General features: G+C 41.2%; 14 protein-coding genes. 4 read left to right on the forward strand and 10 right to left on the reverse strand.

The genetic code is table 11. From position 1 onward, the window contains the following. Window positions 1-342: 342 nt before the first annotated feature. Complete coding sequence (locus B5D63_RS01075; RefSeq protein WP_078666937.1) at window positions 343-1,776, reverse strand: hypothetical protein; 1,434 nt, start codon at window positions 1,774-1,776, stop codon at window positions 343-345. Window positions 1,777-2,372: 596 nt separating this feature from the next. On the opposite strand from B5D63_RS01075, the gene B5D63_RS01080 reads away from it, so the two are divergent. Genes B5D63_RS01080 through B5D63_RS01090 form a run of 3 tightly spaced genes read left to right on the forward strand, consistent with a single transcriptional unit; the run spans window position 2,373 to window position 3,733 of the window. Further along, entirely contained in the window at window positions 2,373-2,840 is a 468-nt protein-coding gene (locus B5D63_RS01080; RefSeq protein WP_078666938.1) for a hypothetical protein, read from the forward strand. A gap of 19 nt (window positions 2,841-2,859) precedes the next feature. Further along, a complete protein-coding gene (locus B5D63_RS01085; RefSeq protein ID WP_078666939.1) occupies window positions 2,860-3,312 on the forward strand; it encodes a helix-turn-helix domain-containing protein in 453 nt (150 codons plus the stop codon). 10 nt (window positions 3,313-3,322) lie between these two features. After that, window positions 3,323-3,733, forward strand: a complete 411-nt coding sequence (locus B5D63_RS01090) for a hypothetical protein (protein ID WP_078666940.1) — start codon at window positions 3,323-3,325, stop codon at window positions 3,731-3,733. 464 nt (window positions 3,734-4,197) lie between these two features. Here B5D63_RS01090 and B5D63_RS01100 read toward each other — a convergent pair whose 3' ends face one another. From B5D63_RS01100 to B5D63_RS01115, 4 genes are all read right to left on the reverse strand, one after another. Next, window positions 4,198-5,355: a hypothetical protein gene (locus B5D63_RS01100; protein WP_078666942.1), complete on the reverse strand. Its 1,158-nt coding sequence runs from the start codon at window positions 5,353-5,355 to the stop codon at window positions 4,198-4,200. A 148-nt stretch (window positions 5,356-5,503) separates the two neighbouring features. Beyond that, window positions 5,504-5,980 carry a JAB domain-containing protein gene (locus tag B5D63_RS01105; protein ID WP_078666943.1) on the reverse strand — a complete coding sequence of 159 codons (477 nt, stop codon included), beginning with the start codon at window positions 5,978-5,980 and terminating at the stop codon, window positions 5,504-5,506. Beyond that, window positions 5,977-6,651, reverse strand: coding sequence for a hypothetical protein (locus B5D63_RS01110; protein ID WP_078666944.1), 675 nt, complete (start codon window positions 6,649-6,651; stop codon window positions 5,977-5,979). Before B5D63_RS01110 ends, B5D63_RS01105 begins: the two co-directional genes overlap by 4 nt. 77 nt (window positions 6,652-6,728) lie before the next feature. Then, the gene (locus tag B5D63_RS01115; RefSeq protein ID WP_078666945.1) at window positions 6,729-6,932 is read right to left on the reverse strand and encodes a hypothetical protein; all 204 of its coding nucleotides are present in this window, start codon (window positions 6,930-6,932) and stop codon (window positions 6,729-6,731) included. 656 nt (window positions 6,933-7,588) lie between these two features. Here B5D63_RS01115 and B5D63_RS01125 point away from each other — a divergent pair. Continuing rightward, window positions 7,589-8,875 carry a DUF6538 domain-containing protein gene (locus tag B5D63_RS01125; RefSeq protein ID WP_078666947.1) on the forward strand — a complete coding sequence of 429 codons (1,287 nt, stop codon included), beginning with the start codon at window positions 7,589-7,591 and terminating at the stop codon, window positions 8,873-8,875. 10 nt (window positions 8,876-8,885) lie between these two features. Here B5D63_RS01125 and B5D63_RS01130 read toward each other — a convergent pair whose 3' ends face one another. The 5 genes from B5D63_RS01130 to B5D63_RS01145 all read right to left on the reverse strand — a co-directional run bounded on the left by B5D63_RS01130 (window position 8,886) and on the right by B5D63_RS01145 (window position 11,980). Continuing rightward, window positions 8,886-9,791 carry a hypothetical protein gene (locus tag B5D63_RS01130; protein ID WP_143312724.1) on the reverse strand — a complete coding sequence of 302 codons (906 nt, stop codon included), beginning with the start codon at window positions 9,789-9,791 and terminating at the stop codon, window positions 8,886-8,888. Beyond that, complete coding sequence (locus B5D63_RS34530) at window positions 9,766-10,086, reverse strand: hypothetical protein (RefSeq protein ID WP_143312725.1); 321 nt, start codon at window positions 10,084-10,086, stop codon at window positions 9,766-9,768. Before B5D63_RS34530 ends, B5D63_RS01130 begins: the two co-directional genes overlap by 26 nt. A gap of 28 nt (window positions 10,087-10,114) precedes the next feature. Beyond that, window positions 10,115-10,612: a hypothetical protein gene (locus B5D63_RS01135; RefSeq protein WP_143312726.1), complete on the reverse strand. Its 498-nt coding sequence runs from the start codon at window positions 10,610-10,612 to the stop codon at window positions 10,115-10,117. A 6-nt stretch (window positions 10,613-10,618) separates the two neighbouring features. Then, window positions 10,619-11,419, reverse strand: coding sequence for a recombinase family protein (locus tag B5D63_RS01140; protein WP_078666950.1), 801 nt, complete (start codon window positions 11,417-11,419; stop codon window positions 10,619-10,621). Between the two features lie 99 nt (window positions 11,420-11,518). Next, complete coding sequence (locus B5D63_RS01145; RefSeq protein WP_078666951.1) at window positions 11,519-11,980, reverse strand: hypothetical protein; 462 nt, start codon at window positions 11,978-11,980, stop codon at window positions 11,519-11,521. Between the last annotated feature and the right edge of the window lie 115 nt (window positions 11,981-12,095).

Genomic DNA, 12,095 nt, shown 5'->3' on the forward strand with positions numbered 1-12,095 from the left:
CGATTGCATCGGACGATTTTCCCGGATGGTATTTATTATGATGTAAAAAAACACGGTTATCTAACCGAAAAAATAAATGGGTCGTCCGCGTAAGCGCTGAACTGGCGCATCTTTCGCCGGAAAAAGAAAAAGGGAATTTCCAAGATTTCCTTGAAAATTCCCTTTCTGTAGCGAGAGATAGAAAAATGTTTAACGATCTCATCAAAGATTTAATAGTTCTTGTTACATAGCTTTGGCATAACAGTTCAGTCCAAAAATCTATGCTAAGTTGATAGCAGATGAGATATCAATTTGAATAATACTTTTTTATCTATCTGATCTGAGAACATTGATAATGTGTTGTTACAAATTTCGCTTACTTGCAGATACTTTTTGGGATGCATCTATTACAATTATATCGGATGCAGGTTCATTATTTTTTATTCTTTCCTCTTTTATCTTTAATATTTTTTGTAGTTTATCTCCCAAATTACCATAGTCCATTACTATAAATATACCATAGTTTGTTCTTGCTGCTTCTTTATATATTTCTAGTTGAGTTTCATATCCGTGTACAACTGTGCCTGTTGATTTTTTCATTTCAACTAGTACCCGAGTGGTGTATCCTTTTGAGTATTTGAAATCAATTGGTCCGCCTCCCATATTAGCTTCTGGGGATATATCAATATTATTGGCTTTGCAAAATCCGTCTGCGATTGCAAAGTATATAAGTTGCGCTGCTCGCTCTTTTTTAGGTTTATTATTAATCCACAATTCCTCCCATAAATTCCCGTTTTCTACATGATGCTTGAACATTTCTATAGAATCATATACAACCTGTTTTACGGAATCTATATCCGTCTGGAGATCATATTTCTTGTTTGATTTAAGCACATTGGAGTTATCCGATAACATTTTCTTTAAACTATAATATCCCAACGCATCTATATTCGGGTCATAAAAAGTGGTATGATCCTTTACTGAGTTGATGAATTCTTGGAGTAAATCCGCTGAAGTTAACACCGCAGATTTGATAGCTTCCTTTATTTCCACAACTTTGGGCTTGGCTATTCCTGCAAGCAGGTAATTTACTCTATTCCGTATCTCTGCATTAGCTTCTGCTGCCTCTTGAATCCCAGCCCAGTCATTTGCTACAGGCAAGTCACGGACAATGTCAGTGGGAACTAAAATGATTGCTCTTTCCTTGCCATCTTTTGATGTATGATGAGGTAGCGGAATGCCTGTTGGTGAATATGTTTTGACCGGAATATTATGAAGGTTACAAAATTCATTTGTAATTTTAGCTAATTGGGGTTCAATAATCCAAGATGTTAGGTCGCTAATAGTGTCTGGACCGACATTTTCTTCAAAAAAGCCCATTAGAGAAATCATTTCAGGGTCTTTAGCCCCCAATTCTATTATTTCTTTTGTAGTACGAAGGATGATTGTTGATAATTCTTTAGGTCTGGAAGTACCTGGTCTATCACTCCTGCCATAGCCAAGTCCATTAGCCGGAGCCTCTCGCAGACTAACTAAATTTTGTGCCGCTTTCCATGCTGTGTCACCTTCTTTTTTTGATATAATTAATAAGCGAATTACGTTTTCAAAATGGGTTCTAAATTGGTTATATGCGTCTACACTAATTAAAAGATTACTTGATTTATCAAGCAATATGGGATCGATAAATAGTTGTGTGTCAACTGTTAGAAATGGGTCTATTAATCCAGCTTTGGCTAGAGTATCGGGAGAAACATTAAAATATTTTGAGAACAAAATGGGATTTGAGAAAGACGACATGGAGGGAAGATTAATTGTTCTTAGGATTATTGTCCAAATTTCTTATAAGTTTATTCCATTTTTCAATCGATCAGTAATAAGAAAATTGAATGACGCGAAGAAAGTAACATTTGAAGAGCTATATTTCATAGCTACGTTTATAAATATGTAACTTCTATTCTCACAATATACGTTAAAGCGTTAAAAATAAAAAAGACTTCCAAGCATCTGCCTGAAAGCCTTTCCATAAGTGTAACCGGATTGGGCGGTATATTTAATAAAATATTTAATTATATTTTAGGCCCTGCCCTACCCAAAATTCAGACCGAATATTTCGATATGTACAAATTCAGAAATTAATTAGCAATATTTTATTCATGCTTAAAACATTAATTATCAATTAAAAACTTAATATGGTGCTTTGCTCAAAAACTTGATTATCAGCACCTTAAGTCGACATGCGTACAGTTGCGTATTCAATTCCATTTGTTAACAAATAAAGAGCTAAATTTGACATAATGAACATTTTCACTTATAAGTGAAAATTTATTCCTAAATTGCAAATATTATAATCCGTGAGGTCAAAGCTGAAATTGCTAGAAACATATTCCGGAGAAATGGCATCACTCTACACAGTAATGTTTGAAGTGCCTGGTGGCGCAACAACCAAACTAGACCAGTTCATTGGAAAATATCGAGACGCATACCCCGAACAACTTATGGATATTGTGCGTCGGTTAAAGTCGCTAGGTACCAAAACCGGATGTATAGAGAATTTTTTTAAGCTTGATGAAGGGCTTGATCCAGATGATTTGGTTTGTGCTTTGTATGATGTGCCAGAAACCAACTTACGATTATATTGCATCCGTCTCTCTGATCAAATTGCTATACTTGGAGATGGCGGTCCGAAGCCTAAAACAATTAGAGCTTGGCAAGAAGATAAAGATCTAGAAAGAGAGGTTCATGAAATGATGAGGGTATCCAAGATAATTCGTACTAAGATAGACAACGGAGACTTAAGGATATCTGATAACGGATTAAGATTAGAAGGCGATCTATGGATTACTAGACCACTTACTTACTAAACACAGATATAAAAAGACTATGATAAACAAGTCGGTACATAATGATGATAATTGGGGAGATGACTATTCAAGTTCGCTTGTTAAGGAGCTAGCTGATGCTATTACTCCACAAGAACAAGAACAGACAGATTACAAAATGAAACTAGCGGCCAAGATATATATGGCAATGAAAGCACATGGCATGACTCAAACTCAGTTTGCCAACTCAATAGACAAACCGATTTCACTTATCTCGCGTTGGATGAGTGGTACTCATAACTTTACCGTCGAGACACTTGTAGATATTCAGCGCATCTTAGGCATTTCATTATTGAACTTGGAAACAGCAAATTCATATTCTCAAATAAATTTTAAATTAAATATATCTTCTACTATTACTGATTGGACACCATATGAGTTGAATCAATATGTTTCTGATATGGGTGGATTAGCTGTTTCGGAAAAGACTATCGAATACGTAATAGAAGACTAAATTCTATTGTATGGAAGACATTACACATTCATATAGAATTGTTGCCGCTAATGTTATAAATTCTAGCCTAGTTGAAAAGGGCAGTCAATTTGAACATGGCCATGTATTGGGTTATGGCATCGAACAAGATCAAAAACTAGACAATGAGCGAAAGCTTATTGTCTATACAACATCAGTTATAATAGTAAAAAAAGAAACAGACGAACGGCTATTCGACTTCAAGACTATTTGTTTTTTTGAATTAAAAGATTTTGACCAACATGTTACGTCTTTACAGGAAAGAGCCTATAACATTACTCCTATTGTAAGAGATTCAATGAGTAAAATTGCGGTTGGAATCACTCGTGGCTTGATGTGCGCTCAATTGAAAGATACATATATCTCCAACGCTATGCTTCCTTTATTGCCTTTTGAGTTTTAAATGAAAGTATATAACTAGTCTTAAATTAATTATTGTATTCCGAAATATATGAGTCGAGCTTACTATATAGATGAAATAAGATTATTAGTAACACAAAAATCGCTTAAGCGAATATTAAAATCAAAGGACAATATTTTACTCTCAAAAAAAGATCAGATTGAGGTCGAAAATATTTTGAGAAATGAGAGTATTGATTTTGTGTTTATGGATACAGGTTTTGATAATTGTATGATTATTATCACGCATTCTCCACATTAGGAGCCATATTGTACTAATAATTTATAATAGTTAAAAAGGCCTTCAAGCATTTGCTTGAAGGCCTTTTTAACTCGTAGCGAGAAAAAATGGATTCTCTAAGCAATTTGGGCCGGATTTGGTAGTTTTTGCCAACTTGCCAAGGTGACAGATTGTTAGACGTATTATTGGAATCAATTATAGTTGCAATTCTTAAAATTTCCGACCTCCTAACCATTTTTCTTAAATGAAAATACTGTTTGTTCTTTTACTTGCCGAAACGGGCTGTTTTGAGATAAATAATCCTCAATTTCACTGTCCTTTGCCCAAGGTCCATCCAATAAGTACCATTCTATTGTGTAATGCTCAGTACCATCCTTAGCAAATGTCATTCCTATGCACTTTCTTAATCGTTGATCATATTTATGTAGTTCAGTTAGGGACGTCAAAATCTTTTCTCTATCAACGATCTCGTTTGTTAATATTGGAATAAATATAAATCCGCAATTCATACGTGGAAATGCTATACGGTATGGTTTATCATATTTATCTTCTCTAGCTTTTTGAATAGCTAATTCATACCTCATTCGAAATTCTCTTAATTCGCTGCGATTCATTTGTGCCAATGGAGTAATTATCTGATAATAATCATGAGCATTATCCGCTCTTGTAATACGGTCACCATATTTAGAAATTACGCCTGATATATCCCATTTTTCAATCTCATGATCTATTTCTGAAAGAATTTTTACATGAGAACTATCGGGTCGCAAATTAATATCATCCATAATGAAATGACCAACAAGTGCTTGCTCTGGAAGAGTATCTAACTCTTTATGCCATTTATCAATTAGTTGTTCTCGATATGCGAGGTAATGAATAAACTCAGCAGGCGTCATTAGTGTCTTAACTAGGCCAGCGTAATCGTCCGTAGATAAAAGATGTATAATCCCAGCAATACTACTTTTAACGAATTTTCTACTTAAAATATCGGGAGGTAAGCTAGAGCTAGGTTTGAATAAAATTAACTTCTGAATACGAGTTACCTTTTGCATACTTAATTCAAAGGTGTGACCTCTATGATTTTCAAGAGGGATACTTTTTTCTTCACCTAAATATTTCAGAGTATCTTTAGTCTGTCTTTTGCCCTTTTTTTCTACTTTTTCCTCAAACCATTTTTTTTCTTCTTCCGGCGTGGTGTTTGTGACATTTCTCTCCTTTAATTGATAAATAATCAGTTCATCACCAAGCCAAAGTAGCCCATCAGCAAGCTCTACCTCATTTTTTGATTTTTGCTTAAATCTGGTATTGGAGTATGTAAATTCTTTGAAGAAATAGTTTTTATTTAGAGACGCTATTTCTTCCTCAAAGGTCATTTTCTGTTCCATAGGCCCATCCTTAATGTAATAATAAATCTACATAATTATATTCACTCTCTCGGAAATTGCACCATTGTTTGGAACCCCGCCGGGAGGGAGAAGGAGGGATGGCGCGGCGGCAGCGCCTCCCTCGGTTTAGTTTTTAAACTTATCATGACTACAGGAACGGCATAAGCCCCTCATCAGCGAAAGAGTAATAACGCTGCGGGGTGACGATAAGGTGATCCGTCACGCGAATATCCATGAATTTCCCTGCCTCGCAGAGCTTTTGCGTAAGGGCAATATCTGCCGGGCTTGCGCATAGCCGCTCAGAGGGATGGTTATGAGCCAGGATGATATTCGTCGCCCGTGCCTTCAGGGCGATGGCGAAGATCACTTTAGGGTCAACAATACAGGAACTCACGCCGCCCGTTGCGATTTCAGCAATCCCCAAACAGGCATTGCCCTGGTCCAGCAGCAGGATTTTGAATTGCTCGACCAGTTCGATTTTGTTCCTATCCCATGTATCCATCAGAACATCATAGGCATTTGCCGCCTGCCGGATGATTATTCTATCCTCCGGCCTTATCTTGTTACGATAGATAAGTTCCACTTCGGTGACACTGAAAAGAGACAGATGGCCGGACGTTTTCATTTGCCCTCCGGTGTCGCTATCAACCCCAGCTTGGCCCGGTGCCAGGTATTCACATCCTCATGCGATGCATACAGGAAATTCATGGGCAAATGTTCCAGCCTCCCTTCGGCTTTGAAAAGGTCGCGTAAAGCAAGGGTTGCCAGCCTGCCCGCTTCGGTGTTGTCCATCCATGTAAAAGCGCGTTTATAGCCGTATCCTCTAATATAAGGTGCGGCTAAAGGAAGAATGGACAGGGAATTGACAATCAACGCGTCTCCTTCGAGGGGATGCCCTTTTTTGTTCTGCATGACCGCCGAAAGAAAACTCATTGTGTCTTTAAAAAGATGAATGGTCTCCCGCTTCATATCGACGCCGCGAACAAAGGAGATATTCCGCTTCCCAATACTGCCGGAATAATAGGGGTTGAGTATTTCCCAACCATTGTCCTCATTACGCATACCGACCGCCAGAAATGAGCGTCTTTTAGCGCTATTAAAGACACGTACCTGTCGGGCATGTTGCCTTGCCACTTTGTAGTGGATACCGTTCCTATGCAGATAATTAATGATACCTCGATGGTTGATGACGGTCACATCTTCCACCGTCAGGCTAGAGCCTTCGGTGATAGTTTCTTCAAACGGAACTGGTTGAATGTGGGCAAGCGGAATGCTTTTCGCTTGTTCATTGTCCATAGCGATCTCCAGAAAATTGTAAAAGAGTGTTGATTTCTGGGAAAGACCGGGGGGCTGCCCTCTCCCGCCTTATCGGCTTAGGGCTTTAAATCCGCTTCTGCGAATGCGTCCAATACACTGCGGTAATAATACGTTTTGCCATCCTTTTTCTTAAACGGCTTCAGGTCGTATTGTTTAGTGCTGTCGATTGTCGCCAATGTCCTTGGCGTGGTTCTTAGATACTTTGCGGCCTTTTCCCGGCAAAGTTCGTCTTCATGTTTTTCGAACACGAATACCTCCATTCACAGATGTGGATTACATATGAGCACAGCAACACTCAAACAGGAGGCACTGTAATAAAATAACTTATTTATCCCTGTCAAAAAAAACTGTGATTATTGAATGCAAATATAGACCATCAATAAATGAGGTTTTTTGTGACAGGGGGGAAGAAGATATGCTATAAGCCCCGTCCTTTTATCCGCGAAAAGGAGAGTAACGCTGAAAAATTCCAATTTCACAAGCGACATTAAAATTGTTCAACTGGAACGAGCCTGTAAGGTAATTGCCAGAACAGTAAAAGACTTTGGCGATATCTACCTTCCAATATTCGAGAGGCTCCATGGAGAACTTCTCCAAGAAAAAGAAAAACAGAAAATAAAGTCTCTTGCGCTTTCCTTGGCGTTTCAGTACAATGAAGACGAATAACAAACCGTCATACGCTTTTGCATACAAAACTGTATACCAAAAACTGGTGACGAAAAAATTATTCAATAAACGCAACGACGAAATCGTTGATAGTTTTCGAACATAGGCTCATCCTGTCCGCCACTATTTAAGGTTGTAAACAACAAATAGTGTTTAAAAAATAGGGAAAATTCCCCCTTGGCGCTCAGGTTCCAGTAGGTTCATTTCAAAAACTATCACACATTTTGTCACACAAAATGAGGTACAGAGAATGAACTTTCTGCTCAATAAGAGTGGCCGTTACTATTACAATCGCAGAGTCCCTAAAATCTTTAAAGAATATGATCCCCGGCGCTTCGTCCGCCTGGCTCTTCGGACAGATAGCCGAAAAGCGGCCATCAAATTAGCTATCGCTCAAAATGACCGCTTGGAAGCCTATTGGAAAGCGTTAGTGGCTACAGGGGAAAAGCACTCGGATAATCACTATAGAAGCCTTGTTGATCGGGCAAGGCTTCTGGGGTTTTCGTACCACGAGCCGGAAGCTGTCGCCGCACTTCCTCTTGAAGAAATTCTGAAACGGGTTGGGCATATAGAGAAAAACTACACTCATAAGCATACAGAGGCTGTACTTGGTAGCGTTTCTGCTCCTGCGGTGAAGCTGGATGACGCTTTAACCCGTTTTTGGGGCTATTCGAGAGACAAAGTCTTGAACAAGTCGCCTAATCAAATTCGTAAGTGGCGTAATCCTCGTAAGAAGGCCATTAGAAACTTTATTCATTGTGTTGGCAATAAACCGCTTCATGAGCTTACGCGTGAAGATACCTTGGCGTTCCGCGATTGGTGGATTGATCGGATGGATAAGGAGGAGCTAGTGTCAGGCAGCGCCAATAAGGATTTGATCTATATTAAGATGATCGTCACGACGGTAGCCGAAAACCTAAAGATTGACATTGATACGGAGCATCTTTTCAAAAAACTTGTTCTTTCGAAAGACGATGGTCAAAAGCGGTTACCTTTTACAACCGACTTCATCAGCTCGACCTTACTTAATCCGGACAACCTAAAAGGATTGAATGTACAGGCCCGGTATGTGTTATACGCCTTTGCGGAAACAGGAGCAGGTCTTGCAGAACTAACCGGATTGCTGCCGGAAGACATTATTTTGGACGCTCCCATACCATACATAGCCATTGTTCCGCGGCAAAAACGTGCCCTAAAAACTAAATTCAGGGCTAGAACAATTCCCTTGGTCGGTTATGCATTGGAAGCATTTAAAGCCTGTCCGGATGGGTTTACCCATTACAGAGACAGGCCGGACGCGCTATCGGGGATACTAGCCAAATATCTTCGGGAAAATAACTTGCTGCCAAGTAGACAACATGCGGTTTATTCTCTCCGGCACAGCTTTCAAGACCGTATTTTGAGTGTGAATTGCCCTGACCGCATCCAAGCGGATTTGATGGGGCATAAGTTCGGACGGCCCGCTTATGGCGAAGGGGCAACCCTCGCCCATAAACTGGAATGGCTGAAAAAAATCCAACTGAAGCCGGAATCATGACCGCTCACACTTACCCCCGGCAACGCTCTACCGCCGCCTGGTCAGTGATGACGATTTTTCCGTCTATCATTGACTGATAAAGATCAATGCCGAATTCCATACGGTACTTGGCGCAAATATTTTCTTTTAGGATGCGCCGTTTTCCTGCTTTCCATCCCTGATAGATGATTTTCCCGATACCGAGCTTGATATAGATAACGGCAGGATCGATCCCTAAAAAAGTCTCTATGTGCTGTAGGGCTTCGTGAAACGGCCAGACAAAAACGGGCATTTCTGTTTTTGGTGGTTTAAGACGTGTTCGGCTTTCCTGGACACAAGCAACATATATGTCGGCATCTGCAATGACAATATCGCCTTTACCCTGTGACAAATAAAGATCAATGCCAAGTTCTCTTTTGCATCGCTCGTATGTGTAGAGGCGTGGTTGCCGGATCGTTCCGTCAAGATATGCAGCATAAGTCGAAGAAGAAACGCCTAGCTTCTTGGTAAGAAATGGTCTGTTGGCGTTTAGCGCCGCCTGTATCCGGGGAATAATGATGTTCAGCGACGTTATCGTGCTCACCGCATCCTTTTGCGGTATCTCTTTGAAGATTTCCTGTTGCTCGGTCTGCACGCATGACTCGAATAGTTCTTTATCAACGATCACGATTTCCCCCATGCCTAGGGATAGGTAAAAATCAATCCCATATGCCTTTTTGAATCGTTCGTAGATGGTGGGATCGTTGGGTCTGTGCACAATTCCTCGCCGCCATGTGCTGTAGATTGACGATCGCATTCCCAGTTTTTTATAGATCGTCGGCCCCTCTACCCCCAATTTGCTTTCGAGGTCCAGCAGCATTCGACGCAATGGGGCCAAGGCGTTTCTCTTTCTCTGCGGACGATGCGGGTTATCAGGCGTTATAGGGGCTGTCTGCATCGTTCAAGGTGGATTGCGTATTTAATTTATCTTGTAGATGGGACGGATAGGAGGGCATTTCCTGATCTACTTTCAACGTTTGTTCGTCGATAAGCGCCAACAATGCCCGGGCTTGTGTCTGCGCCACTTTCAGCGCCATTTTTTCTTCCGCAGGGCTGCACAAATGGGGGAGCCGAATTCGCCTGTAAAATGTCGGTGTACTCCAATTGCATTCCACCTCGACAACTGTCCGAAAGCTTAAAGTCATATCATTAATATGTTCATATACAGTAGATAAAGTATTTGTGTTTTTCATAATTAATTATTTCAAGGGTTAGAAAAATTTATTCTTTCGTCAGTTCCAGTAAAGCTTCGGCGATTTTTTCGGTGCTGCCGTCATTGATTGGCTGGCGGTGGCAGATGGTAAGGATCGACCCGGTATAAGAAACAATATCCCATTCGACGGTCCATCGGCTGTTCCCGTTGTCGATGGTGCGGATTTTTCGACCGTCATCAATGAGCAACCATTTACCGGCATGCGGAAGATGATCCTGCGCGACGATACCCATCTGCGTGAAAGTACTGTCTTTCACGTCCAGCGTAGAACGATCCCACAGATCGCCGTGCAGACCGTTTTTTTCAATGCCTGCGCGGCGCAGGAGCTTTTCGTTACCATCATAGTAATTAAATACGCCTTTGGTGATGGACCAGGTGCCGACAATTTTCGTCTTGTCGATGGGCGGGGGTGTTATGGGGGGCGTTTTGTCCTCTTTGGAACAACTGCCGAAACAAAAGAAACTGGCGGCGCATAGGAACGCCAAGCGGTGAAACATCCTTTTCATCGTGAATTATAATTGAGGTGAGAAATGAAGCTCCTTGATAAGATGCAGGAGTTTGCACACGGTGTTGCGGTGCCATTTATAGCCGCGCCCATGAAAGGGGCGAATGCGGCGACGGTTGAGTTCCGAAACGATGGCACGAATTGTCGTGAAGCCCTGCGCTGCTAAATCCTGTATGATAGGGGCCATCTTCCGGGCGAAAGCCCTGGCGAGAAGTTTGTTTTTAAGCGCCAGCAATTGGCAGGCCGTGCCCAGCTTCACACCGCGCCGCTTGGCGGCCTGCAGGGCGGCGCTGGTGCGCTTGCTGATAACCTCGCCTTCCCGCTCGGCGCGGATAAATTCGTCCAGCAAGTCCAGTTTTGTTGCCCACGGCTTGTCGGCTGCGATGAGTTTCATCTTGCTATCCAGCAACCGCGCACCGAATAAGGCTTTACGGGTCAGGCGGTCGCATTTCGCGATAATGAGAACGGCCTTTGTTTTTATGCAGTACCGAATGGCTTTTTTCAGGATGGGCCTATCGTTTCGCTTACCGCTTTCGCTTTCGTAATATTCCCGGTCTACGGCCATAGGGCTATCCTGCAATAGGATTGCAACGTCCTGGTGTTGTGCGTCAAGTCCAAGGCCGCTGGACTGCTGCCTGTCCGTCGAGCATCTGAAATAGGCCACGGCATGCTCCATGAGTGCGGCTCCTTTCTGTCCATAGGTGAACCAAGGTTTATCTTTGGACAAGAAACATAAATATTCAATGAGGCGTTCATCTAAAACCCATTGATATGAAGCATTTTTCAAAAACAGAAAACGGGAAAACAAGCGGTCTTTTGTCCATACATGAACCTTCCTTCACATATGGACAAATTTTTTTTAGAAAATTATTTGCAAGGTGAGAATGGCTGGGCCGGATGGAATAATCTATCTCTCTAATTCGATGTCGTGATCGGTAGGGTACAGGTCATTGGCGGGATAATTAAGGCGAGTTTCCCATTCACGTTCTAATGTTTCATATTCCATGGCGGCAAAGAGTTGTGCCGTGATGTCTTTAGCTCTTTCACCGATTTGTGGTGGTTTAGGGTTTTCCAATGCCTGCTGTTGCTCTATATGATCGGTCTTTACACGATCCTGGTTGATTGATTGCGCTTCTGAAAGAAGTTCCTGGTCGAGAAATGCGGCATGTTCATGCGGCTTTAGTGAGCGCTGGCTTTCTCTGAACGTTGAATTGTAATCGAGATAGCCTTGTAGCTGCGCGTAATACTGTCTTTCGTATGCTTTTTTTACAGTAAGGTTGTCTCGCCATCTTTTTTCTATATCGTCGAATTGCTCGTTATTCATGTGGATCATCTGATCCAGCAATTCCTGAGGGATTTCGTTGGGCATAAACTAATTTGTTTTTCAAAATCGGATGATGGAACACTCACAAAATTAGTGTTACTAAACGTTTCTTTTATATTTGGTCAAATTAATTTTGAGGATAAACTTTCAAATATATAAT

It is taken from the genome of Chitinophaga eiseniae, assembly GCF_900167135.1.
GTDB lineage: Bacteria > Bacteroidota > Bacteroidia > Chitinophagales > Chitinophagaceae > Chitinophaga > Chitinophaga eiseniae.